Origin of the sequence: uncultured Gimesia sp. (assembly GCF_963972345.1) — a bacterium.
Classification (GTDB): Bacteria; Planctomycetota; Planctomycetia; order Planctomycetales; family Planctomycetaceae; genus Gimesia.
Genome location: NZ_CAXAVM010000098.1, coordinates 1 through 25,385, shown reverse-complemented (window position 1 = coordinate 25,385; position 25,385 = coordinate 1). Strand labels below are relative to the sequence as shown.

The window sequence follows — 25,385 nt, the reverse complement described above, 5'->3', positions numbered from 1 at the left end:
GCAGCGCCTGCTCCTGCAGGGCATGCAAAGCGTTCCAGGCCAGGTAGCGTCGCGCCAGGTTCGGGTTTTTAATCCCCTCAATCGCACCTTCGATTGTACTCAGATCCAGTTTGTCGAATACATATTTTGCCTCTGCGGGAGCAATCCGGAAAATGCGGCCCCGCTCCTGATCGCCAATCCGGTGACCGCCGACACCCGGGTCATACCAGTCGGCAACGAACAGAGAACCATCGGGGGCAATGCACACATCGGAAGGACGGAACCACTTGTCCTGTTCGCTGGTAATGATATTCGCGATTTCGGCTTCATAGCCGGCGCCGTCCTTTTTCACGGGATACGCACGCACAACATTCGGGCCGGCGTCGGAGTGAATGATTTCACCCTGGTATTTTTTCGGCAGCAGGGATCCTTCGTAAACACAGATGCCCGTGGGTGAGCCGGCTCCAGTCTGCAGCAGGTTAGGGACGACACCCGGATCCCGCAGGTGCCAGTGCCGCAGCGGTATTTCCTGATGCATGCCGGTGCGTGGCGTATTCCAGCGGGCACCCGTCAGTTGATCGAGGTAACCATAGTTCCCGAATTCCATGACATAATTAATGCGGACACCCCGGTTGCCGTCATCATCGTTGTCTGACTGCCAGAGTGTGCCGAACGAATCGACGGTGATTTCATAGTTGTTACGGAAATTGTGAGCCAGGACTTCAAAGTCGCTGCCATCCAGGTTACAGCGAAACACCATCCCGCCCCAGTAAGGTTTGCCGTTATCCAGGACGGGGTGACCATCGCGTTCCAGAATCGGTTTGCCGGCAGCGTCGAACACCTGCTTACCGCTGTTGCCGAAATTCCAGTAGAGTTTGCCATCGGGTCCAAAGACAGCAGCATGGGCCGAGTGATCATGCTCGCCCCCGGCGGTCTTGAACAGCAGTTCTTTCCTGTCCGCTTTGCCGTCGTTGTCTTCATCAGTAAACAGAAACACATTCGGCGAAGCAGCGACAATCACTTTATTCCCCAGCACACAGATTCCCTGTGAACCGTTTACATCATTGCCCTGGTAGAACACTGTTGTCTTGTCGGCTTTGCCGTCGCCGTCCGTATCTTCCAGAATCAGAATCCGGTCCCCCTCTTTACGAGTGGTGATATCACGCAGGTTGGCGCGATAATTGACGATTTCACAAATCCAGACACGCCCTTGTGAATCGACATCCATACTGGACGGGCTGCTGATTTGCGGTTCGGAAGTAAACAGCGTCGCTTTCAGACCGGGGGCCACCGTCAGGCTGGGTACGGCCTGTTCGGGATCATGTTCGGTTTGCGCGGAGACAAAAGAGGAAGCGGTACTGGTAATCAGCAGCAGGGCGGGAAGGATGGCAAGCCAACGGTACTTCATGGAGTCAGTTTCCTTTTTTTGATTCAAGTTGCTGTCCCGGGTCTGTGTCAATCAGTCATTCTAAACGAATCGCGTTTATTGATTCCACTCTTTGAGTAATGCTTTAATCCGGGCGGGATTATAGTTGTCCGGTTTTTCGTAATCCTGATTTTTTTCCAGCTGTTCGACGGTCACTGACGCCGATCCCACTCCCTGTGAAGGGACTTCAGCATGAGCCGTCCAGGCAATCGCATTCAATACGAGTTTCCGAAAATCGTTGTGTCCCCAGTTCCAGTGATAGTGACCGCCGGTAAAACCGAATCCGCGACCGCCGTCCGGGCGTTCGTAGGCCCACGCCATATGCTGGGGCTGCCCGATGGTCTTTCGCACATCAGGATTGCCGCTGTGGGCACCATCGGGGCGATTTAATGTTTCTTTGGGAGGCACGGCAGTCAGGATCGGCTGCACATTTTTCATTTCAGGCTGAAATCGCATGTGATAGTACCATTCATCGTTGATGCTGAAAGGCTTCACGCCCTGCGAAATCGGATGATCGGGCAGACTTTGATAGTCGGCGGTCCAGTGTGGATTGACCGACCACCATTCTTCAAAGTATCCGCCGATCCAGCGAAGAAAGGCATCCCCGGAGGCGCCTTTGGGAACTTCCACGCCATAGTGCAGGTTCACCATGCCCACACCTTTTTCTGCCAGCCTGCTGAGTTCATCCAGATGTTCATTGTAAGGATGACGTCCGCCGCCATCGCAGTAAATCACGATCGAGTCGGCATCATTCAGCACACTCGCATCTTCAGGCCAGCCTTCCGTGACCACTGTGGTTACAATATTCAGACCACTGTGATTCAACGCTTCGGCCAGCAGCAGACAGCCGGCACGATGCTCGTGGGCACCGTAACCGTGACTCTTCTTACCGGCGATCAGCACTACTTTTTTTTTAGCGCCGTCCGTGGCAGAAGTCTCTTCGCCAGCCGGCAGTTCTTTCAGTTCAATATCACGAAACTGCACAACCATTGGAGGACCCGCGTGTAACTGCAGGGCAATAATTCCATCGGCGCGGCGCTGTTCAGGGTCGTTATCGGTAACGTCGGCAGTCACCACTCCGTTGATTTTATGGATCAGGTGATTCCCGCGGGCGATGATCTCGTAATCGTTCCAGTCTTCTTTTTTGATCTTCTTCTGAATCGCATTCGTATCGCCGAGATAACCGACTACATCAATTTTTTTATCTTTTCCAACGACTGTTTTCTGTCCGCGTAGAGCCAGAATGCCCCGTTTTCGTTCTTCGTAAAGAATCCCTGAATACTTATCGCCGGCTTCCATGTCAGCCTGGTATCCGCCCACGCGCCATTGGTCGGCTGCATCGGGTAAAGTGAAACTGCGGTACTGGACGCCGGAATTGTGACCGATGATTTTGTATTGCAGCTTCAGAACAAAATCGCCCGGTGTGCCACCCTTCCAGATCAGGAACGTGTTCCCCTTGGTCGGGTTGTCTTTGGTTGTGCGGCCAGTGATGGCACCATCTTCCACAGACCAGAATCGGGGGTCTCCGTCCCAGTTGTCGAGTGTTTTGCCATCAAAGATCGGCTTGAAGCCTTTCCCACCGGCGGCGACTGTTTGCGGAGCGAAAAACAGGGTGACACAGAACAGGATCAGAAGCAGTGAGGCGGAAATGCGAGTCAAGCGCGGCAGTGTCATTCGTTCCTCCGGGAGAATATCAAATCGTTGAGAACCGTTGTAATTCGCTCTGGCAGGCTCTCGCTGTTTCCAGATGAATACAGGCTACAGATAAGAAGAGCTGGTTTGAGTCAGTCCTACTATCTTAAACAGACGCAGGCATCATTATCCAGCGTGAAAGCAGAGAATACGCAATAGACAGGATTGTTAAGAAATTCCCGCCAAGGGAAAAGCGGCGGTGAGAGTATATACAAGTTATGCGAACGTGAGTGACCTATGCATCCGGCCTTTACAGTTCGTCCGACTGTGAAATGTATATTGGAAGCCTGATTCGATATAGAGTGCTTTCACTGACAGTTTCCTGTTGTCTGCGACAACCCCGGATTACATCCGGGGCTACCCGATCGGTGACACACGTGCGACTGATACAATAGCGCACAAAAAAGGCGCTGTTGCCAGCGCCTGGTCTCATGTTCTCGATTGAAAAGATCCCGCTTACTGCAGGAAGACTTCTGCTTCTTCGAGGAAGTTCTTTTCGAGTGCCCGCATTTCGCCGACGGCGTCTGCCAGTGCGACGGGAACAATCTGTGTTCCCCGCAGCGCGACCATGTAACCGAAGTGATGCTTCAGAGCCAGCCAGCCGGCATGGACGCCGCAGCGTGTCCCGAGTACGCGGTCTGCTGCACTGGGTGAACCACCACGCTGCAGGTGACCGAGGGTCACGTGACGTGTTTCGAAACCGGTGCGTTCTTCAATCATGTGGGCAACGGTTTCACCAATGCCGCCCAGTTTGACGTGACCGAAATCGTCGACTTCGCCGTCCTGGGTTGTCAAGCCGGACTCTTCGCTGAACTGGGCGCCTTCGCTGACGATCACAATGCCGTACTTTTTGCCGTTGGCACGACGTCGTTTCAACACATCAATCATACGGTCCATTTCGATCGGCTGCTCGGGGACCAGCGTGTAATCGGCGGCCGTTGCCAGACCGGAGAACAGCGCGATCCAGCCTGCATGACGTCCCATGGTTTCAACCACCATGATGCGTCGATGTGATTCAGCCGTGGTACGCAGACGGTCGACGGCTTCCATCACGATGTTGATCGATGTATCGAAACCGAATGTCACATCGGTCGAACTCAGGTCGTTATCAATGGTCTTGGGGCAGCCGATCACGGGTGCTTTATGATCGTTCCAGAGTTTGTTGGCTACGCCCAGGGTGTCATCACCGCCGATGGCAATCAGACAGTCCAGGCCCAGTTTTTCGAGTGTCGCCAGTACCCGGGGTACATCTTCTTCCTCGTTTTTATAAGGGTTGGTACGGGAAGATCCCAGGATGGTTCCCCCTTTGAAGATGATGTCGTCTGTGTTTTCTGAATTCAGTTCGATGTAGTTACCTTCAATCGCGCCGCGCCAGCCTTCCAGCAGGCCATACACTTCGCCGCCCGCATTGCAGATGACGCGTACGGCGCCACGAATCACCGGGTTCAAACCAGGACAATCTCCACCACCCGTTAAAATACCAACTCTCATTATACTACCTGTACCTGTTTTCAAAAAAGTAACGTCTCTGACTAGGATTGAGAGACTCAAAAATGACCAGCTTACAATTGGAAGTGAGCGAAACTTCTCTTCCGGGACTGATTCGTTCTGCCGACACGAGACCGCTGGCGGATAAGCGAAGTGAATGCCCGCAGGTCTGTCACAATACAAAACAACCGTTATGTCGTCGTACTAATCTTCGGGAACGATTTACCAGGTTCGTTCGATAAACGTGGTATCGACTTTACCCTCAATGAACGCCGAGTGATTAAAGATCTTCTTCGCCAGGGGAATCGTGGTTTTGATGCCTTCAATTACGAATTCATCCAGGCAACGCCTCATACAGGCCAGCGACTCTTCACGGGTCGGCCGATGAACGATGAGTTTACCAATCAGAGAATCGTAATAAGGGCCCACGGTGTAGCCCTCGTAAATATGCGAGTCAAACCGGACCCCCGGCCCGCCGGGAACCCGCAGCTTTGTGATTTTACCGGGCGATCCGCGAAAATCATTTTCGGGATCTTCCGCATTGATACGCAGTTCGATGGCAGACCCCAGGCAGGGGACATTTTTCTGTTTCAGATCCAGCTTTTCGCCGGCAGCGATGCGGATCTGCTGTTTGATCAAATCGATACCGGTCACCAGTTCGCTGACCGGGTGTTCGACCTGAATTCGCGCATTGACTTCGATGAAATAAAACTGGTTATCGGGGCCGACCAGAAATTCGACCGTACCGGCATTGGTGTAACCGGCCGCTTCAATGAGTCGACAGGCGGCTTTGCAGATATCTTCGCGTACCGAGTGAGGCAGGTTGGGTGCCGGGCTCTCTTCCACCAGCTTCTGGTGACGACGCTGCAGGCTGCAGTCACGCTCCCACAAGTGGAGCACGTTGCCGTGATTGTCGGCCAAGATCTGCACTTCGACGTGCCGGGGATTTTCAATGTATTTTTCGATGTAGACGCCGGAATTTTTGAAGGCGGCTTCTGCTTCTGCTGCCGCCGCTTTCAGGCCTGCTTTCAGCGAGATATCATTGCGGGCCACACGCATCCCTTTACCACCGCCACCAGCGGTCGCTTTGATCAGCACGGGATAACCGATCTCCTGGGCCACCTTGAGTGCTTCTCCTTCGTCGGTCACCAGACCTTCGGTTCCCGGCGAAACATGCACGTTGGCAGCCTTGGCAATTTCCCGGGCAGAGACTTTATCGCCGAGCTGGGCCATCGCTTCGTGGGGAGGTCCGATGAATTCGATATTACAGCTGCGGCAGACTTCCGCGAAGTGTGCGTTTTCCGCCAGGAACCCGTAACCGGGGTGAATGGCCTGCACGTTTCCGATTTCCGCAGCGCTGATAATCCGATTGATCATCAGATAGCTGTCGGTCGCAGCTGGCGGTCCGATACAGATCGCCTCGTCGGCCAGTGAAAGATAATGTGCGCCTCGATCGGCTTCACTGAAAACCGCAACGGTTTCGATACCCATTTCATGGCAGGCACGAATCACCCGCAGTGCGATCTCACCTCGGTTTGCAACCAGTATTCTTTGAAACATTTGTTTTTGACTTGGTAAAAGGACCCTACATCTGAGTTTCTGAACGCAACTGCATGACCTGCTTCATCGCGAACTTTCTACGACAACAGGCATCAGCCCTGAGAGATTCGGAACAGAGGCTGGCCGAACTCGACCGCTTCACCATCTTTCACCAGAATCTCGGTAATCGTTCCATTCATCTCAGCCGGAATCTGATTGAACACTTTCATTGCTTCGACGATACAGACGACGGTATCCGAGCTCACCTTGGAACCCACGCTGACAAACGGTGGATCGTCAGGGCTCGGAGAGGCATAGTATGTTCCCACGGTCGGGCTCTTGATTACCGGACCCGCGTCAGCAGCAGGCGCCGCTTCGGTCGGGGGTGCCGGGGCGGGAGCAGGTGCAGCCGCGACAGGAGCCGGCGCCATCTGAGGAGCGGCAGCGGGAACCATCGAAAAGGTCTCCTGCGGTCCGCGTCGCAATTTCCAGGTCTCTTCACCGCGCTTCAGATTGACCTCGGTCAGTCCGTGCTTTTCCATCATTTCAAACAGAGTCTGAAGTTTTTCCAAATCGAAAGGTTCGCCTTTCGGCACCTCGTTTTTTGCCATTGACCTACCTTATTTTCGTATTCTCAAGCTGCATTCGTATTGCCTGCTGTAGAAAGGACCGACTGACAATAGCGTCCCTCAGCAACACGTTCCAGATTTTCATTCTCTTGCTGACAATATTGGGAAAGGGTCCAAACGCTTACGACTGGCGCGCACGCTCTACCCCGCCTGACATGTATAAGATTCAGATTCTAAGCCAAATCACATCAGAAAACCAAGCGAAACAGGGGAGTTTCTCTAATAAAATCAGGCACAATTCAAGTCGATTTCCCGCCTGGGCTCCTGCAACGTAAGTTCCTGCCATAATACCTTTAACGATCATTAAGACGACACCATGCTCCAAATTAGATCCCAGCCTCAAGGACAATACATACGAACACCACTCCGGCCCACGGTTTAAAGGCGAGCCGATTCATACTCTTTGGGAACACTGGTCATAACCTCATGTCCATTTCGCGTCACCAGCACATCATCTTCAATCCGCACCCCACCCCAGCCCGGGAGATAAATACCCGGTTCCACTGTCACGATCATGCCCGGCTTCAGCTCAGTCGACACATTCCCTCCCAGGCGCGGGCCTTCATGGATATCCAGACCGATCCCATGCCCGAGGCTGTGGGTAAACAGCTTGCCAAACCCGGCTTTTTCAATCACCGCGCGGGCCACACGATCCACGTCCTGGCAGAGAACACCGGGGCGAATCGCTTTGATCGCCGCCAGCTGCGCTTTCAGAACGGTCTGATACACTTTTTCCAGTTTGGCCGGCGGACGCCCGTGAATGATCATCCGGGTGAGATCACTTCGGTAGCCTTTCTGAGTCATCGCCCCCCAGTCCACCAGTAAAAACGGTGAGTCTGCCAGGAGTTTCTCCGTAGGCATCGCATGCGGTAAAGCGGCCCGCTCCCCCACTGCCACAATCGGATCGAAGGCTGCCTGGCGGGCGCCAAACCGTCGCATCGCATGCTCCAGTTCATGGGCTCCCTGCAGTTCCGACATCTCTGGGGTCAGCATCGCTCGAAACACTTCAAAGCCGCGCTGGGCCTGCTGGATTGCCTCGCGGATTTCCTGAATTTCCGAGACGTCTTTAATCATCCGCAGTTCTTCTACCAGACCTGCAATCGGAATCCACTGGGCGGCAGGGGTGATCCCGCTCATCGCATCCAGCAGTTCACAGGTCACAATATGACTTTCGAAACCCAGTTTGGGCAGATGCGATTTCTTAAGCACCTGCTCCACCGCTGAGATCATCGATTCGGTTGCTTTCCGAATGTGAATATCCAGGTCCGGGCACTCTTCTTCCAGCTGGGTCGTATAGCGTCCGTCACTGATCAGCACCGTCTGCCCTGTGCCGATCAGCAGATAACTGGAATCCCCGCTGAATCCCGTCAGATAAGTAACATTCGTTTCGCAGGTAATCAGCATGGCCTCGGCCCCCCTGCGTTTCAGCAGCGAAATCAGTTTCTTCCTGCGGGCAGCCAGATAATCCTTACTCATGATGGTCCTTTATTAAATATAGTCAGTCGCTGTATGAATGCAGAGCGAACTGACTGTCTGGTTTTTATTCGATTCAGAGTTCACCGGTTAAACCGGTCATGGCGGATCTTATCTCTTTTAGCAGATTTTTGCGAAGAAAAAAAACCGAAGTTTCAGTTTCCCGGTTTGAAGTGCTATGATTTCAGCATACAGAAGCTCTGCATTCCCGCCTGATACCACATTCTTTTTCTGAAAATCGATGCTGCATGAATGAACAAAACGACGATCTGATTTTCAAAATCCAGGATATGGATTGTGTCGAAGAAGTCACGATCCTCAAGCGGGAACTCGCTCCTCTGCTCGGCGGTGAAGAACATCTGTTCTTTGATGTACTCAACAGAAGAATGACGGTCCGCGATCAGCCAGACAACGTCACTGCAGAATCGATCATGCAAACCATCAGCCAGACCGGCATGCGGGCCGAGCTGTGGAATGACGATGCAAAACAGTCGGAGCAAGGCACACTCTGGTCTCGCCAGGGCCGAACCATACTGACAACCGTCAGTGGCGTCTGCATGGGAACCGCGTTTCTGACGCACGTCTATCTGACAGGCAGCATCGGCGCCGCGCTGGGCGCGGAACAGGCGGCGCATGGCGCGATGCCGCTGCCGGTGCGTCTGCAATACCTGGTCGCAATCATCGCCGGCATCTGGTTTGTACTGCCCAAAGCCTGGTTCTCTCTGAAACGGTTACGGCCCGACATGAACCTGCTGATGTTTACCGCCGTCGTCGGCGCACTCTGCATTGATGAATGGTTTGAAGCGGCAGCCGTCGCGTTTCTGTTCGCCTTCTCACAATTGCTCGAAGCCTGGAGTGTCGGACGGGCACGCCGCGCCGTCGCCGCCCTGATGGATTTATCCACGCCCATCGCCCGCGTTCGCGATGCAGACGGCAGGGAAATCACGGTCAACGCCGAAGCTGTCACCGTCGGCACCACATTCATTATTCGCCCGGGTGAAAAAATCCCCCTGGATGGTGAAGTCATTAAAGGCTTCAGCGAAGTCAATCAGGCACCCATTACCGGCGAATCCATTCCGGTCGGCAAACGGGAAACCGATGAACTTTATGCCGGCACGATCAACGGAGATGGACTGCTGGAGGCGAAATGCACCAGGCTGGCGGAAAATACCGTCCTGGCGCAGATCATTCGCATGGTCGGAGAAGCCCAGTCGAAACGGGCTCCTTCGGAACTCTGGGTCGAGAAGTTTGCCAAAATCTACACACCGATCGTGATGGCACTGGCCCTGCTCGTCCTGATCTCATTACCTGTTCTGTTTCAGGTCAGCTGGGACAACGCCGTCTATCGCGCACTGGTACTGCTGGTCATCGCCTGCCCGTGTGCCCTGGTAATTTCCACGCCCGTCAGCATCGTCGCAGCACTGGCGGCGGCAGCACGGAATGGCGTCTTGATCAAAGGGGGAGTGTTTGTTGAAACACCTGCCCACCTGAAAGCCCTGGCGCTGGATAAAACAGGAACCCTCACGCAAGGCAGACCGGTAGTAACAAAGATAGTTCCCCTGAATGGACACACTGAATCGGAACTCCTGGAGCGGGCCGCCGCGCTGGAAGCACACAGTAATCATCCCCTGGCAATCGCGATTCTGGATGCGGCAGAACAACAGCAGGTCTCCTACCAGGCTGCTGAAGATTACCAGATCATTCAAGGCAAAGGCGCCACCGCAACCATCAACGGCAGAGAATTCTGGCTGGGTTCGCATCGCTACCTGGAAGAACGCAAGGAAGAAACCACCGAAGTCCATCAGCAGCTGGAAGCACTTTCCAATGCCGGGCAGACCGTGGTGGTCATCGGCAATGAATCCCACGTCTGTGGTTTCATCGCACTGGCGGACCAGGTGCGCGAAACGTCAGCGTCTGTCATCAAAGCGCTGCATCAGGCGGGCATCAAGCAACTGGTCATGCTCACCGGTGATAACGCAGGAACGGCGCAGGCAGTGGCAGACGAAGTCGGCATGGACCGGGTGCATTCTGAATTACTGCCGGAAGACAAAGTCGCTGTGATCGAATCCCTGGTCAAAGAATACGAATTCGTGGCGATGGTAGGTGACGGGGTGAACGATGCCCCCGCCATGAGCCGCGCCAGCCTGGGCATCGCCATGGGGGCCGCCGGCAGTGATGTCGCCATTGAATCAGCCGACATCGCGCTGATGACAGATGATCTCACGAAAATTCCCTGGTTGATCAATCACTCTCAACGCACTTTGAAGATCATCCGCCAGAACATCATCTTCGCACTGAGCATCAAGGCCCTGTTCATGCTGCTGATGGTGCTGAACCACGCCTCTCTCTGGGCAGCCATCGCCGCCGACATGGGCGCCTCGCTGCTGGTCATTTTCAACGGCCTGCGCCTGCTGCAGTCTCCCGTCAGCAATGCGTCCGACAAAAACTGAGCTGCTCAGTTCAACGTGTATATTCGCTGCGGGTTTCGAACACGTCGTCCGGTATCTCTGACGCAGTGATCGCTTTGAAAATCTGGCTGAGCTGTCTGCGGTAGACATCATCCACACATACGATTTCACAGCCCCTGTTCTCGGCTTCCCGCATCAGTTCCGTCGGTTCCGGCAACTGGCTGATATCCATCACCGTCATGCTCTCCCGCAGATAGGAAGGATTCAACTGTTCTTTGCTGTGTCCCAGTTTCAATTCAGGGTCGGTCTGTACCACCACATCGGACAGCGTGTCATACAGGTTTGCGAAGGGAACATAGCGGACATCAAAAGCACGGGCAATTCCCTGTGCGGCTTTATCATTCTGGGAAGTCACACTCACGATGCCCCCCTGCTGCGTCAGACTGTAAACCACTGCTTTCGTCAACCCGCTCTGCCCCAGCACCAGGATATTTTTACGCTGAAATGACGAACCGGAACCCGGCGATTTCTTTTCCAGCGTCGCTTCCAGGCTTTTGATGGCACTTCGCCTGACGGTATCATACGCGTGCCAGCCATCTGGTTGATTTAACTGCAGATCTCCATAACCGGTCTTTTCAGAAGCCTCTTCCAGATGCTCCGCCAGCGGCAGAATGAACTCGCCCATCCGCGGGCTTACCACCAGCGAGCGGATTTTCAGAATCCCCAGCATCTTGTGGACCTGCTTGAAATCATTGATCACCAGGGGCAGGCAGACGTAATCCAGCCCGAGTTGTTCGGAAGCCCTGTTGAAAACTTCAATCGTCCGCCGCTCTGCGACTCCCACTCCGGCGACGCCGATGAAGCGGGTTTTCGCCGAAATCTTTGGATAGTGAAAGACTTCATTCAGCTCCGCCACCGTCGGCTGCCCTTCAAACGCCTCCATCCCTTTTTCCAGGGCGGCATAAATCCAGGGACTGCCATACTTCACCCCCAGCAGTGAAAACGTAATGCCCGCTGCACCCAGCCCCATGCCGACCACCGGAATGTCCCGCTTCTGACTGATCGCCGCCAGCAGAGGCCACGCGGTCTGCAGGGTTGGTGTCGGCCAGGTGAATTTTACCACGTCGGCCCGGGCTTCTGTCATTTCGTCAAAAATATCATCGACCTGCGACAGCGGCTTTTTCAGGCTGGTATAACTGATGACCCGTTTGGTCTTCCCAAAACGGGGGATCTGCTTTGCGGTTTCCAGATCCAGCTCAATGTAGGCCGGTTCCGCGATGATCGCCTGCTTCAACAGCTGGATGCGTTCCGCTTCCGTGCCTTTGAACTGTCCCCCGTCTTCCGGTCGTCGACAGGAAACCAGGATGGGTGTCTCGAAGCCTGAAATCAGGTCGCCGATATCGGGAGTTTTAATCAGTCGATCCAGACAGAGCTCCACCAGGTCAGACTGGGCGGCGGCATTCAGAATATCCACCTTGGCAAAGTTACGGGATTCCGGAGTCACAGAAATACAAATCATGATGTCACACAATCAAAGAGAACTGAGCTGAGCAATGATCGGCCGCGCGGTGAAACCAGATCCAGAGTCCGTTAATTATGCCAGATTTGCCGAGTATTGAAAGGAAGAAATAGTTCGTCCGGTTTGATTCTTTTACTTCTGGTGGCCCTGGGAGCGAATGCCATCTTCCCTGATCACGGAGGTAGCCGCTAGCCATTCTCAGCGGACTCTGAGGGATCGAAGACAGGCCAGCCCAATGCCCACTGCAGTCGAAACTGCGCCTGATTGTACTGGACGACGGCGGTCAGGTAGGCATGCCGTGCCGCTTCGAGTGCTCTGACAGACTGCAATACCTCAATCGGAAGTCCCTGGCCATCACGAATTCGACTCAGATTTCTCTGGTAGGACTCTTCTGCAGCTTTGATTCCTTCTCGAGTAATCTTAATGCTTTCAGCCCGGTGCTTCACTTGAGTCTGGGCTTCTGAAATTTCGCGTGCGACCTGATCGAGCATTTTGATCTGCTGGAACTTTGCCTGTTCAATCTGTGCCTGGGTTTCCCGACGGGCAGCCCCTTCACCAAAGCCCAGGTTACGAATTTCCCAGGTCACCAGCGCATCAAAATCATAACGGCCTCCCACATCGTTCAGGCTGTCACTCAGACCTCCGCCAAAACCACCACTACTGAAGCCCAGTAAGACGCTGGGTATGAAGGGAGCATATTTCTGTCGTTTGTATTGTTCGCAGGCAACGGCCACCAGCGACTGGGCTTCTTTCAGTTCGGGACGATTCGCCAGACCCGTGCTGATGAGGGTTCCTTTATCCAAATCCGGATTCACCAGCTCAAGGGGAACGACTGTGAAATCGAGTGGTACGATGGACTGGCCCGTATCGATGCTCAGTGATTCTGAAAGCCGAGCCGAGGCAATCGCAATCCGTTCACGACCGGTCACAACCCGATTCTTATCAAGGGTTAATTCTGTTTTCATTCGATCCGCATCAGACTGCAGCCCCTGACCACTCGCCGCATAATCATGGGTCAGTTTGGCCAGGCCGGCTGTGTGATTTCTTGTTTCTTCCAGGATCCGCAAATTCTGTTCGGATTCCAGTAACTCAAGATAGGCAGACGCGACCTTATACAGCTGCTCGTTCAGCGCACCGTCAACCGCATGCCCTCTCGCCCAGGCAGTCTTCTCAGCAATCTCAGGCTGAAAGATCGCATCAGCCAGATGAAACCGAGCCACTAAGCCAGGAACAGGAGTCGTGCCGGCTCCTGTTGCTCCTGCACCAAGACCATACTGAAATGAATTCCGGTTGACATCCACAATGGAGCCATCACTGGGTTGCAGATTTCCATCATGCCGATCAAAACTGAAGCCTGGCTGGATTGAGGGCAGCCAGAGCACATTGGCCTGGTCCAGCCTGGCATAGGCTTCCTGTACCCGCCATTGCGCAAAACCGACAACAGGATGTTCTCCACCAATCATTGACAATGCGGTGGGTAAATTGAGACGCAGAGCATCCTCGGCAGCAGCCGTCAGCTCTGACTGCTCAAAATCCTCAATGGGCAGAGTGCCCGGGGCAGGCGGCGGTACATTTACGGAAGCGGTGGTAATGGTTCCAGGAACAGCCGCCGGTTCCACGATCTCTTCCTGTAACTGCACACGATAGGTTTTACCGTTGACGGTCAAGGTTCCGGTAGCAGGCCCTGCTTTTGACGCCAGGGTCTTAATCTCATGATCAACCCGCTCAATTTTATTTGCAGACAAGGCCGGTATGTCGTTCTCATGAGTAGCAACAACCGCGGCAGGGGTACGCGGCTTTAAACTGACCAGCCTGGCTTTTTTCCCTGTCAGATAACGTGTATTGCGGGAGGGGGGAGCCAGCAGCACTTCATCCAGCTCTTTTTCGGCCAGGATCGACGCACGGTTGGGAACATCAGGTCTGTCATCTGCAGAGCCGGTTAAGGCAGTTTGAACTGTCGAGCAACCCGTCAGACAGGCAAGCCCGAATCCAATCCATACCCTGCTCCTCCTCCGATGCATCGTGAAACCTTCCGTGTTGTGGTTATGGCAATTTATCTGATTACACTCCCTGTCTGGATTATATCGGCAAGATTCCGTGGTAATTCCGACCCGGTCACGCAAATCACTTTCGATTTACAAGACCTGAAACAGCTGCCTCGGTTACGCTGACTTTGCGGCATGGAAAAGGGTTTCCGGTTAAATAAGCCGAAAACTGTACCAATTGCAGTGGGTCCCTCTACAATCTGCCTGTTTTCAATGGTAGATTTGTATTTTTCTCACTCGCTTCCTGAAACCAAAGGTCAAATGTACATGAAGTCACGCCAGGCCCTGATTAAGAGTCTCAGCATCAGCGCGCTTTCGATGTCTGCTGCTTTGACGGGTTGTTCTGTGGAAACTGATGTCACACACCTGAAAAAATCGTCCCAGCCTGTCCCGGTTGAGATGATTTCCATGACACAGGAACAGATCGCCAGAACCACGACACAACCTGCTACCGTCCTGCCTTTCTATCAGACAGAGATTCGAGCAAAGGTCAGCGGCTATGTGAAAGAGGTCAAAGCTGACATCGGCGACTACGTCAAACAGGACACGATTTTAGCTGTCATCGATGTACCCGAACTGCAGAAACAGCGGCAGATCATCGAAGCACGAATCTCCCAGAATGAATCAGAAGAAAAACGGGCCGAGGCCGGAATTCAATTGAGCCAGGCTAACGTACAGTCAGCAGAAGCGAGACTGCTGCAGGCGAAATCAGAACTGAACCGCACAAAGGCGCTGGTAGCAGCAGCTGAGGCAGAATTTGACAGGACCAGTGACCTGGTACAACGCAGATCACTGGAAAGTCGTGTCCTGGATGAAGTCCGGAAAAAACGCGACTCTGAACTGGCCAACCAGCAGACCGTGTCTTCTGCCATAAACTCCGCGAGTGCCGATGTGGTGGTCGCCAGGGCAAAACAGAAGTCTGCTGAAGCAGACCTGCAGGTAGCAAAATCGCAAACTTCAATCGCGCGGCACCAGTTGGAAGAGCTGGATGTATTGTTGAATTACGCCACTATCAAAGCGCCTTTTTCAGGCATGATCACAGGCCGCACCGTCAATCCCGGGGACCTGGTGCGTGAAGGAAATGAAGTCGGTAAAGGAGAACCACTGTTTGAGATTGATCAGATCGAGAAAGTACGTGTTGAGATACCTGTTCCCGAAATCGAGGCCGCCTTCATCAGTCGCGGTGACGTGGTAAAGTTGAGCTTCCCTTCATTTCCCGCTGAGGAAGAACTCAAAGTCGCAGTAACTCGATTCACGGGAAAACTCGACCCCCACACCCGCACGATGCTGGTAGAAGCTGAAGTCCCCAACCCTTCCCGTAAACTCATCCCTGGCATGTTTGGACAGGCAACGATCTCTCTGGGCTCTCCCGCAGCAGCCAACATGCTGCCGGCAAGAGCAATTCGATTTGAAGGCGGGAAAGCCTTTGTCTATGCGGTGACAGACGACGTCGTTTCTGTCGTTCCCGTGACGACAGGCATGGATAATGGCAACTCGATTGAAATTCTGTCGGGACTCCAACCGGGCCAGAAAGTCGTGGATGCCCATTTGAAACGCTTCAAAACGGGCGAAAAAGTTGCGCCGATCCAATAAAGACCACCTTCTTTGTTGAGTCAGCGGCGGTGACGATTCTGAAACAGTGACAGACATGAAAGCGCGGGCGTTATGGGACTTATCAATTTTTCACTCAAAAACCGATATGCGGTGCTGGCAGGAGCATTCGCATTATGTCTGCTCGGTGCAGCGGTCATTCCGGGAATCACCATCGATATTCTGCCGGACTTCAAGAAGCCGGTGGTCGTCAGTTTTTTCTCCTACCCGGGTTTACCCACTCTGGACATGGAAAAATCCGTCACTTCCCGGGTGGAACGCGCACTGACTTTAGCCGGGAAAATTGAGCATCAGGAATCCCGGACGGTTCCCGGTGCAGCCGTGATCAAAATTTTCTTCCAGGCGGGCGCTGATCCAAGTTCGGCGATGAATGATATCGTGAACCTGGAAGCCAGTGACATGTTCCATTTACCCCCGGGCATCGAATGGCCTTTCACGCTGCGCAGTGAACCTGCCAACCTGCCGGTCGTTCTGGCTGCGATTTCGGGGAAAGGGTTGAGTGAATCGGAGCTTTACAGCATCGGATACTACGCCGTTCGAAACAAAATGGGCGGGTTAAAAGGCGTCCAGATCCCACACCCCTTTGGCGGGAAATTTCGCCAGATGATGGTGTATGTCGATCCGGTGAAGCTTCAGGCACATCATGTCAGTACAACCGATGTTGTGGAAGCGCTGAAAAAATCAAACCTGGTACTGGCTGCAGGGACGGCACGAATGGGAGGCCTGGACTACCAGATTCATCCCAAAAACACCTTACCCACGATTGACGAAATTGAAGCGATTCCGGTAGCGGTGCGCGAGGGACGCCCGATTTTTATTCGCGACTTAGGAGAAGTGAAAGACGATGCGGCCCTGCAGTACAATATTGTCAGAGTGAACGGAGAACGCAGTGTTTACTGCCCGTTGTTAAGAGAGCCCGGAGAAAACACTATCGAGGTCGTCGATCGCATTTATGAGGGAATCGCGGCGGAAATTCCCAAAATGAAAGAGCGGGGAGATATTCCGGAAGCCACGGAAGTTACCCTGGTCTCAGATCAGTCACATTACATCAGGCAAGCCATGTCCAACCTTTACAGCCAGGTAGGACTGGGGGCTCTGCTCGTGGCGGTCGTCGTTTTCATTTTTTTACGTCGGCTGTTACCGACATTCATCATTGTTTCCATGATCCTGCTCTCCATTCTGATTGGCGGTCTCGGCTTTGCTTTTACCGGGCAGACGATCAATGTCATGACGCTGGGAGGAATTGCATTAGCCATCGGAACGGTTGTGGACGCCGGGATTGTTGTCGTTGAAAATATCATTCGGCATCAGCGAATGGGAAAAACCGCCCTCGACGCCGCACGCGAGGGAACGATCGAAGTTTCCGGGGCGATTCTGGCCGGTACAATCACCACGTTGGCCGTCTTTCTCCCTGCTGTCTTTCTGACAGGCATGATTAAATATCTGTTTGCCCCGCTGTCACTGGCGGCAACGTTTACCATTGGTGCCTCTTATATTCTGGCATTAACTGTCGTCCCCGCCTTTTGTGCGACTTTTGTCCGTGAACGGATACGTAACAAAAATAACGAAACAGAAACGGTTGCCGCTGAGAGTTTCTCTGACTCAAAACCGCACGGTCCCTACGGACATTTTCTGAGTGCAGTACTGAAAGCTCCTGCCCTGAGCACGTTCATTATCGCAGCTGGAATCGGAATGACTTTCTTCCTCTGGCCTTTGATTGGTACCGAGCTCTTCCCTGATGTCGATGCGGGAACATTTGAAATCAGAATCAAAACCCTGCCCGGTACAGAGCTGATCGAAACAGAGAAGCTGGTTGCCAGTATCGAAGAAACAGTAAAGGAAGTGATTCCGCCGGAAGAAATCGACACGCTGATCGCAAACATCGGGTTGCCCGTCGGGAAAGGGGCCGGATTCTCGACTGTACTCAGTTCGAACTCGGGACCTGACACGGCATACCTGATTGTCAACCTGAACCAGGCAAAACGGTCGACAAGTACCCGGGACTATATTCAGGAACTGCGCGGGAAGCTGGCAGAGAAGTATCCCATGGAAAAATTCCTGTTCGTATCGGGAGGTATCATTAATCTGGCTTTGAATGAAGGAGTTCCGACTCCGATCAACGTCCAGGTTGCGGCGGGAACTCTGGATCAATGTCGGAATGCTGCTGAAAGAATTGTGGACGTGGTTCAGGATATTCCCGGTACGCAGGACGTTCAGATTGCACAGTCACTCGACTACCCACAGTTTGATATTCAGGTAGATCGCACGCGGGCCAAGTACCTGGGAGTGGACCAGGAAGAAGTCGCTCAAACGGTATTAACGGCTCTGGGTTCCAGCGTCGGTTACTCTCCCACAATCTGGATCGATCCCAAGTCGGGCGTCGACTTTTTTATGGGCGTGCAATACAAGTCGAATGATTTCCAGACCCTCGATGAAATCCGAAACATACCACTCTCACTCAATACTCCGAATGGGCCGGTCACCATCCCCCTGTCGAATATTGCCACCATCGAGCGTGTTACGATTCCGGGCGAAATTGCGCACTACAACATTTCGCGTGTGAATGATGTGTATGTGAATGTTGTCGGAAGGGATATCGGTTCGGTGGCCCAGGATATCAGAAACGCTTTAGATCAACTGGAATTTGAAAATGGTGTCTCGACGACGCTGCGCGGACCCGTGGAAACCATGCAGACGGGCATGAATCTGCTGGGGATGGGACTGGTGGTCGCTGGTATTCTGGTCTATCTGGTTCTGATGGCCCAGTTCCGCTCCTTTGTTGATCCACTGATCATCATGCTTGCGGTTCCTCTTGGACTGGGAGGCGTACTGCTGATTCTGTTTCTGACGGGTACCTACATCAACATTCAATCATTGATGGGAACCCTGATGATGATTGGAGTCGTCGTTAACAACTCTATTTTACTGGTTGAATTCGCAAATCGGCGTCGTGACGAGGGGCTCTCCCCGCAGGAAGCCGCACTGTCGGCGGCCCAGGTGCGATTACGCCCGATTCTCATGACATCGCTCACACTGGTGGCTTCGATGATCCCACTCTCTTTCCAGATTGCACCTGGCAATGAAGCGATGATCCCACTGGCACGTGCGCTGCTGGGTGGCATGGTCGTCTCCACCTTGCTGACACTGATTCTGGTGCCGTGTATTTATTCACTGGTACATCGCCAGAAATTAAAACCGTCAACATAATATCCACAGCATTACAATCTCAGCCGGGAACATGATTTCTGTTTCCGGCTGAAACATAACTACAGGTTTACTTTTTTCTGACTGAAGTCGCCGGTGCCAGGGGAGGCAGTGCAGTCGCTTTGAGGGCCGGTGGTACGATTGTTTCACAGTTTCCCGCCGGGCAGGCACCGCACAGATTTTCGATATCCCATTTATATCCGCATTTTTCACACGTGTACTCGTGCTTCTTCAACACGCGTACGGTTTTGATTTTACCGCATTTGAGCTCACAGCACTTCTGCCAGGGAAAGCGGACCGGAGGAATACAGACCTCTTTGCATTCAATGTTAAAACAGTGCTTCTTAACCTTTAATGTTTCCACATGCAGTCGACAGCTTTTGCAACCGTGCGAGCAACTGTTACAGCTGTTGCAACTTCCACATGCTCCGTTTGCCTTGTCGCAAGTGGGAGTCCCTGATTCGGCTGAGATGCGCGTCCCCCCCGAGAAGCAAACCGTGACAGTCAGCAGAACAATTCCAAAATATTTCATAATTCTCACTTTCTGAGAGTCCAGACTTTAAAATAATGTCAGCCATTGAGAGTGTATTGAGTTGAGACTGTTTCCAGTTTTATTGTGACGTCTCCAAGACCATCGGGGCCGGGTACAAAAGACGGACAGATGCTCTGGTGAAATATGATGCGGTCTAGAAATCAACACTGAAGCGAACACCAAAGATATCTGATCGACCGTCCGTGTAACCATCAATGGGCCCCCTGTCATCAATCTGGGCATGGATGTAGTTAAACTGCATACGGGCATGCGAATTCCACCACCAGACCATACCAGCGGTAAAGTTTCTTTCATCACCACCGGTAATGTCACCGTCAGACAGGTCCAGGTAAGAATAGCGGGCAATCACCTGCCAGGCTCCCCAGCCACCACCAGTCTCTCCATCACAGGTATTGACCCAGAAGAAGTTTTCCAGTGGCTTTACCCGCTCAATGGTTCCCGTCCTGCGATCGATGGGTTGATATTCGCCCGTCAGGAAGTAACCGGCCTCGACATAAGCACCTTCAAAGGTCAAGTCGGGTCCCGTTGCACCCCGTCCCACGTGGGTTACCTGGTATTCACTGACAACTGAGAATGATCCCACTGTCAGCATCGCTTCCAGACCCAGAGTGTTGAACCAGTCTGCTCCGGCAATCGCTCCCGTATCCAGCCAGCGAACGCTGCCGGAACGTGCTTCGGGGCGGGTACGGAAACGGGCTTCATTGTTATTGGAGGCGGTGGCACTCGGATCTCCGTCCGGCTTCGCCCACATGTCGGCAATACCCAGATGCAGATAACCACGCCCCCCCGAAGTTTCATCATACCAGGGAGTCCCGGCCAGACGTGCGTTGAGACTGTACTGGCCTGCGTCGCCTGCATACCCTGAGTCATTGGCAATATTTTCCAGCTCGTAAATACCATAGCGCCAGTTCCAGGTCTCCTCTTCTGAAACGCCGTAGGCAGCAATCCCCAGACGACGGGCATCCTGGTTAAAAGCTTCAATCACCAGTGGACGTTCAAGGAACCAGTTGAAGCGACTACTGTTGAGGTGGTCCATACCCAGCGGGCGCTTCTGATTACCAATCAACAGTGTCTGGAAGACCGGCAGATCATTCCACCCGAGATAAGCATCTTTAATTGTGGGGTCATTGGCATCATCAAAGTCAAACTCCAGCTTGTAAATCATGTTGTCCTTAATATCACCCGCAAATCCCAGACGCAGCCGTCGAAACTCCAGGTTATTTTCCGGATCCATGGGGTCAGCTGGATTATTAAATGCAGCGATCCCGGGAGTACTGTCAGAAAAATTCCAGCCATCCAGGTGAATTCGACCTGTGATTTTCATCGTGGTCGCTTTGGAGGCATCCTTTGCCTTTTTCTCCTGCTCGGACTCGGAGAATTTTTTCCAGTCTTCTTCCAGAGTGGACAGCCGGGTCTCGAAGGCGGGTGAGCCCGAGTCATCCGTGTAATTATTGATCAGCATTTCATCCGAATCGTCCAGCCCGCCGGCTGCACGTTCCAGACGGGGAGGCAGTAAAGGAATCGTCTCACGCTGTGGCTCAGGCTGAGGAGTAGGGGGCGGAGTGACTGGCTTCGATTCTTCCAGTTCCTGAATCCGTTTCTCTGCCTGCTCCAGCCGATTCAGCAGCCGCTCCAGCTGTTCAGAGCTGATTTTCGTGTCTTCCGCCAGAATACCCGACGGACGGAACAACGTTCCCAGCAACAGGAGAATTCCTGCCGTTTTGATAAATTTGCGCATCTTCATCCCTGATGTGAGTAGCCCGGAATCCATTTCGGGCTGTTTTGTGAGGTCCTGTCTCGGCAACCCTGCAGAAACAAATTGATCCTTAGAGGGCTTATCGGCGGTTCGAATTTAAAGATAATATTAAGAAATGATGAAGACGACTCGCATACGAACTCACAATGCCTACACGCCAGACAAACCGCCTAACCGGAACAGCTTAACGCGGTAAACGAATGATAAACCTCGACTTATTAGATTCGATCTGCCTCATCCACAAAAAATTCCCTGTGAAACCCGCTCCAAAGCCAGACTTTATTCCGGGTAACCTGTACAGCATCCTTTTTCATTGCTCCGGCCATCGAGGTCTTTAAACTTCCGGTGAAATGCGATCTAAATCAATTCGTATAAGCATCTTCTATGGCTTGTGTTCCAGTATGAATGCTGGGCACAGAGTGCAAAAGTTCAGAATCTTACGGGATAAGAATTCCGGGGAGTCTTGTACCATTTACTGATAAAAGCTAAATTCAATCGCAATTAGTTTGCTATTACAATCTATGGGTGCCGATGTAGTGAGCATTCCGATACATTCTTCCTGCTCACAGTGATAATCACAGGTGGCTTTTTAACTCGATGAAACCGCTTTCTCCTTTTAAAAACGACGTGAGAATCACGCTCCTGTTATTGACGATTCCACTACTTGTCTTTCTGACTGCCCCTGGCTTCTTTCTCACGCGCCCCACCATGGCGGCGGAACATGAGCATGTCCACGCCGAGAACGAAAATCAGAAAACCGCTGTCGCAGAAACGGAAGAACCAGCGCCCGCTGATAACACCTGGTCCTATACCCTGCTGGGGATTTACTGTGTTTTGATTGTCGGTTCTTCGTTGCTGGGGGGCTGGCTGCCTTCCCTGATCCGCTTAACACATACCCGCATGGAAACACTGATCAGTTTTGTCGGCGGACTCATGCTGGGCATTGGCATCTTTCATCTGCTGCCGCACGCGGTTGCCGAAATGGGATCTATCGACCGGGCCGTCTGGTGGATGATGGCAGGAGTGATCACCCTGTTCTTCCTGCTGCGTACCTTTCATTTTCACCAGCATGGAACCGTGGAACTGGAGGAAGAAGCAGAACACACACACGACCACGATCATGACTGCGACCACCACCACGCGCATGCTCCCGTGCATTCTCATACGCACGCGCACTCGCATCACCTGAGCTGGGTCGGCATCGCCTTCGGGCTGGCTTTGCACACCCTGATTGACGGACTCGCACTCGGTGCCAGCATCGTCGCCGATCAGCATCACGAAGTCTTCCTCTCCCTGTTCGGGCTGGGAACCTTTCTGGCGATCGCCTTACATAAACCGTTAGACGCGGTTTCCATTACCTCATTGATGGCAGCCAGTGGCTGGTCTGCAGGCTGGCGGAACGCTGTGAATATCGGCTTTTCGCTGATGTGTCCACTGGGTGCCCTCCTGTTTTTCCTGGGCGTGCAGCAGTTTTCAGAAAATCAGCACATCATCATCGGCTGTGCCCTCGCGTTTTCCGCAGGCGTGTTTCTCTGTATCTCACTCGGCGATCTGCTGCCCGAAATGGAATTCCATTCGCATAACCGCTTCCGCCTCTCTTTTGTGCTGCTGCTGGGCATCGCCCTCGCTTATGGAATCGGCTTCCTCGAGCCGGAACACGCGCACCAGCACGGCGGCCATTCACACGGTTCCGAAGCAACCGGTACGGAACACGGCCACTCGCATTCTCATTGAGTGAAGCGACCAACCGACGCGACTTATTCTTCGTCGCACTCGCTGCAGATTCCCTTGAGCAGAATTTCGGTCACTTTGCCCACCGCGGCCCACTGCTTATTCTTTGGTGTCTTGAACTCGACATCATGCAGACAGGAAACACTGCCACACTCGGTGCAGACAAAATGCGGGTGCTCGGCGTCTTCCGGTTCATCAGGATTCCGCAGCTCGAACCGCCAGGCATGATCTCCCAGTTCGGTTCGCTTGACAAGACCCGCTTCCGCCAGATCGATCAGGTTGCGATACACGGTGGCTTTATCGAAGCCCATCGGCGTCAGCTCTTCGGCAATCTCAGCATGCGTCAGAGGTGAAGTCGCCTGCCGCAAAAACTGGATCACCGTGATCCGGGCAGCCGTACTCCGTAAACCGCTCTTGCGAACCAGCGTACGGATTTCATCAATCTCTTCTGCTTGGGACAGATTTTTCATGTCGTTATATCCAAGGCACCCCACAGCGCCGGCGAGTTAATATTCAGTGACGGAAGCTCATATTAACGATTATATACAAGAATTACGAGATACCGGTCATTAATTGTGAATTGCTGCCTAATTACTTCGCACCACACTGCTTGAGAACCCAACCCTGCCCCGTCAGACCTTGATCTTCGTCCAGCTTTCCCCTGTAATGGAGTCTCAGAGTATCGGGTAGCCCCGAATGCAATTCGGGGTGAGCGCAGCGAGCAGGAAACTGTCAGTGCGATTCCCCAATCACCGGAAACATCCCCTGTTCTTATTGACGGTAACACAAGATGCACCAACTATCTTTCATTTCAGATTGCAGTACTGCCAGAAGAAAAATTTACACCCGCAACCTGCTCGCCACTCTCTTCTCCTGCCTCTTCCTCACCCCGGCGACCGCCGAAGAACGCGATCCCGCGGAAAAACCGTTCACCGTCACCGAGAGCTATCAGCAGTTGGCCGACAACATGGAACCTCTGCAGGCCTGGCACGCCACGAACAAAGCCGAACACGAAGCCTGGCGAAAACAGTTTCATCCCACCGTCACCCGCATCCTGGGAAAGATGCCTGAGCGAGTTCCGCTGGAAGTCAAGTGGGCGGAAAAGAAAGAGTTCGACACTTTCACCCGACACAAAGTTTTTATCCGTACCGAAGCCGCCTATTGGGCACCCGTCTATTACTTCGTCCCCCACAAGTTAAAGAAAAAAGTCCCCGCCATTGTCTGCATGCACGGACACAGTGGCATCGTTCCCTATATCGATGAAGGCAAAACCAAGGCCGACAAACAGAAGACCCGTCAGAGCGAACTCGATTACGCCGTCTACTTCGCAAAGCACGGTTACATCACCGCCGCCATCGTCATGCGGGGCTGGAACGAAACCGCGGGCGACCAGGATCGCGGCGTCTCTCACACCAAACGCAGTTGCCTGCAGATGACCATGAACGCACTTCTCATCGGCAGCACTCCGCAAGGCCAGCGCAGCTGGGACGCCATGCGCGTCATCGATTTCCTGCAGACCCAGGACCAGGTCGACCCGGACCGCATCGCAGCCGCCGGCCTCTCCGGAGGCGGAGCGACCGCCATGTATCTGCCCGTCCTCGACGAGCGTGTCAAACTCACCATGATCGCCGGTGCCTTCTCAACTTACCGCGACTCCTACTACGCGATGCCGCACTGCCTCTGTCAGTGCATGCCTGAGATGATGCGTTTCGGCGAAATGTCCGATGTCGTCGCTTTGCACGCCCCGCGTCCGGTTCTGCTCATCAATGGCATCGAAGACAAAATCTTCCCCATCGAAGCCGCCCGCACAGGATATGAAAAACTGCAACAGGTTTACCAGGTTCTGGACGCAGAAGAAAACATCGACGCCGACTTCTTCGAAGGCGGCCACCGCTGGTCCAACAACAAAAGCCTCGACTTCCTCAAACAGCACTTCGGCGAATGAGAGTCTGTTCCAGACCTTTTTAAACACGTTAAACCGCGACTCATGCCGTGCCGCTGAGTTTGTTTGTAAAAATTCACCAGTCGGCGTTCCCTGTTCCACCACGCCATCTGCGTCACCATTCGCCTGCAGGACTGAACTTCCCCCACCTGCTGCTGCACATTCCCGCACTCCCGCTGCATAAAATGAACTTGACCGCTGCGCGCCAACAGCGATAAGCGCTGTTTTGAGTCGCGCGCGTGCCCAGTTTACAGTGCACCGAAACACGCGACAGTTGTACTGAATCTTCACTGCAATACAGCCTGTTTTTTTCAGATTTGCAGTACGCATATTAACACCCGTTCGTGATGGTAGCCTGCGGGTCGCCGCACATCGCAAAGCTTCGCCTCG

The 25,385-nt window shown here is 53.3% G+C and carries 16 protein-coding genes; 5 read left to right on the top strand and 11 right to left on the bottom strand.

All coding sequences use genetic code 11. From position 1 onward, the window contains the following. From AACZ40_RS16680 to AACZ40_RS16655, 6 genes are all read right to left on the bottom strand, one after another. The coding region (locus AACZ40_RS16680; protein ID WP_339675089.1) for a PVC-type heme-binding CxxCH protein at positions 1–1,387 on the bottom strand (1,387 nt) is incomplete at its 3' end. Positions 1,388–1,462: 75 nt separating this feature from the next. Next, positions 1,463–3,079: a family 16 glycoside hydrolase gene (locus AACZ40_RS16675; protein WP_291170087.1), complete on the bottom strand. Its 1,617-nt coding sequence runs from the start codon at positions 3,077–3,079 to the stop codon at positions 1,463–1,465. Between the two features lie 474 nt (positions 3,080–3,553). Continuing rightward, on the bottom strand, positions 3,554–4,588 hold the full coding sequence (locus tag AACZ40_RS16670) for an ATP-dependent 6-phosphofructokinase (RefSeq protein WP_291170085.1): 1,035 nt from the start codon (positions 4,586–4,588) through the stop codon (positions 3,554–3,556). Positions 4,589–4,807: 219 nt separating this feature from the next. After that, positions 4,808–6,145, bottom strand: a complete 1,338-nt coding sequence (gene accC, locus AACZ40_RS16665; protein WP_291170083.1) for an acetyl-CoA carboxylase biotin carboxylase subunit — start codon at positions 6,143–6,145, stop codon at positions 4,808–4,810. Between the two features lie 92 nt (positions 6,146–6,237). Beyond that, positions 6,238–6,735 carry an acetyl-CoA carboxylase biotin carboxyl carrier protein gene (gene accB / locus AACZ40_RS16660; protein WP_291170082.1) on the bottom strand — a complete coding sequence of 166 codons (498 nt, stop codon included), beginning with the start codon at positions 6,733–6,735 and terminating at the stop codon, positions 6,238–6,240. 396 nt (positions 6,736–7,131) lie between these two features. Beyond that, a complete protein-coding gene (locus AACZ40_RS16655) occupies positions 7,132–8,229 on the bottom strand; it encodes a Xaa-Pro peptidase family protein (RefSeq protein WP_291170080.1) in 1,098 nt (365 codons plus the stop codon). 245 nt (positions 8,230–8,474) lie between these two features. Here AACZ40_RS16655 and AACZ40_RS16650 point away from each other — a divergent pair, with 245 nt between their 5' ends. Next, on the top strand, positions 8,475–10,676 hold the full coding sequence (locus AACZ40_RS16650; RefSeq protein WP_291170078.1) for a heavy metal translocating P-type ATPase: 2,202 nt from the start codon (positions 8,475–8,477) through the stop codon (positions 10,674–10,676). A gap of 10 nt (positions 10,677–10,686) precedes the next feature. Here the strand turns inward: AACZ40_RS16650 and AACZ40_RS16645 are convergent, their stop codons facing one another. Together AACZ40_RS16645 and AACZ40_RS16640 are read right to left on the bottom strand one after the other, a co-directional pair. Further along, positions 10,687–12,153 (bottom strand): type I 3-dehydroquinate dehydratase, encoded by a 1,467-nt coding sequence (locus AACZ40_RS16645; protein ID WP_291170076.1) that lies wholly within the window; start codon positions 12,151–12,153, stop codon positions 10,687–10,689. 188 nt (positions 12,154–12,341) lie between these two features. After that, positions 12,342–14,174: a TolC family protein gene (locus AACZ40_RS16640; protein WP_291170075.1), complete on the bottom strand. Its 1,833-nt coding sequence runs from the start codon at positions 14,172–14,174 to the stop codon at positions 12,342–12,344. Between the two features lie 291 nt (positions 14,175–14,465). On the opposite strand from AACZ40_RS16640, the gene AACZ40_RS16635 reads away from it, so the two are divergent. Continuing rightward, positions 14,466–15,791: an efflux RND transporter periplasmic adaptor subunit gene (locus AACZ40_RS16635; protein WP_291170073.1), complete on the top strand. Its 1,326-nt coding sequence runs from the start codon at positions 14,466–14,468 to the stop codon at positions 15,789–15,791. Between the two features lie 72 nt (positions 15,792–15,863). Beyond that, entirely contained in the window at positions 15,864–19,016 is a 3,153-nt protein-coding gene (locus tag AACZ40_RS16630; RefSeq protein ID WP_291170071.1) for an efflux RND transporter permease subunit, read from the top strand. Between the two features lie 67 nt (positions 19,017–19,083). Here AACZ40_RS16630 and AACZ40_RS16625 read toward each other — a convergent pair whose 3' ends face one another. Next, complete coding sequence (locus AACZ40_RS16625) at positions 19,084–19,545, bottom strand: hypothetical protein (protein WP_291170069.1); 462 nt, start codon at positions 19,543–19,545, stop codon at positions 19,084–19,086. A gap of 154 nt (positions 19,546–19,699) precedes the next feature. Then, positions 19,700–21,304 carry a porin gene (locus AACZ40_RS16620; protein ID WP_291170067.1) on the bottom strand — a complete coding sequence of 535 codons (1,605 nt, stop codon included), beginning with the start codon at positions 21,302–21,304 and terminating at the stop codon, positions 19,700–19,702. Positions 21,305–21,919: 615 nt separating this feature from the next. Here AACZ40_RS16620 and AACZ40_RS16615 point away from each other — a divergent pair. Then, positions 21,920–23,056 carry a ZIP family metal transporter gene (locus tag AACZ40_RS16615; RefSeq protein ID WP_291170065.1) on the top strand — a complete coding sequence of 379 codons (1,137 nt, stop codon included), beginning with the start codon at positions 21,920–21,922 and terminating at the stop codon, positions 23,054–23,056. 23 nt (positions 23,057–23,079) lie between these two features. Here AACZ40_RS16615 and AACZ40_RS16610 read toward each other — a convergent pair whose 3' ends face one another. Beyond that, the gene (locus AACZ40_RS16610) at positions 23,080–23,523 is read right to left on the bottom strand and encodes a transcriptional repressor (RefSeq protein ID WP_002646808.1); all 444 of its coding nucleotides are present in this window, start codon (positions 23,521–23,523) and stop codon (positions 23,080–23,082) included. Between the two features lie 320 nt (positions 23,524–23,843). On the opposite strand from AACZ40_RS16610, the gene AACZ40_RS16605 reads away from it, so the two are divergent. Next, a complete protein-coding gene (locus AACZ40_RS16605) occupies positions 23,844–24,998 on the top strand; it encodes an alpha/beta hydrolase family protein (protein ID WP_291170061.1) in 1,155 nt (384 codons plus the stop codon). The last annotated feature ends 387 nt before the right edge of the window (positions 24,999–25,385 follow it).

Coding starts and splice junctions, on each gene's coding strand:
- AACZ40_RS16650 (WP_291170078.1), top strand. CDS start 8,475: ATGAATGAACAAAACGACGATCTGATTTTCAAAATCCAGGATATGGAT.
- AACZ40_RS16635 (WP_291170073.1), top strand. CDS start 14,466: ATGAAGTCACGCCAGGCCCTGATTAAGAGTCTCAGCATCAGCGCGCTT.
- AACZ40_RS16640 (WP_291170075.1), bottom strand. CDS start 14,174: ATGCATCGGAGGAGGAGCAGGGTATGGATTGGATTCGGGCTTGCCTGT.
- AACZ40_RS16625 (WP_291170069.1), bottom strand. CDS start 19,545: ATGAAATATTTTGGAATTGTTCTGCTGACTGTCACGGTTTGCTTCTCG.
- AACZ40_RS16605 (WP_291170061.1), top strand. CDS start 23,844: ATGCACCAACTATCTTTCATTTCAGATTGCAGTACTGCCAGAAGAAAA.
- AACZ40_RS16610 (WP_002646808.1), bottom strand. CDS start 23,523: ATGAAAAATCTGTCCCAAGCAGAAGAGATTGATGAAATCCGTACGCTG.
- accC (WP_291170083.1), bottom strand. CDS start 6,145: ATGTTTCAAAGAATACTGGTTGCAAACCGAGGTGAGATCGCACTGCGG.
- AACZ40_RS16615 (WP_291170065.1), top strand. CDS start 21,920: ATGAAACCGCTTTCTCCTTTTAAAAACGACGTGAGAATCACGCTCCTG.
- AACZ40_RS16670 (WP_291170085.1), bottom strand. CDS start 4,588: ATGAGAGTTGGTATTTTAACGGGTGGTGGAGATTGTCCTGGTTTGAAC.
- AACZ40_RS16645 (WP_291170076.1), bottom strand. CDS start 12,153: ATGATTTGTATTTCTGTGACTCCGGAATCCCGTAACTTTGCCAAGGTG.
- AACZ40_RS16620 (WP_291170067.1), bottom strand. CDS start 21,304: ATGCGCAAATTTATCAAAACGGCAGGAATTCTCCTGTTGCTGGGAACG.
- AACZ40_RS16655 (WP_291170080.1), bottom strand. CDS start 8,229: ATGAGTAAGGATTATCTGGCTGCCCGCAGGAAGAAACTGATTTCGCTG.
- AACZ40_RS16675 (WP_291170087.1), bottom strand. CDS start 3,079: ATGACACTGCCGCGCTTGACTCGCATTTCCGCCTCACTGCTTCTGATC.
- AACZ40_RS16630 (WP_291170071.1), top strand. CDS start 15,864: ATGGGACTTATCAATTTTTCACTCAAAAACCGATATGCGGTGCTGGCA.
- accB (WP_291170082.1), bottom strand. CDS start 6,735: ATGGCAAAAAACGAGGTGCCGAAAGGCGAACCTTTCGATTTGGAAAAA.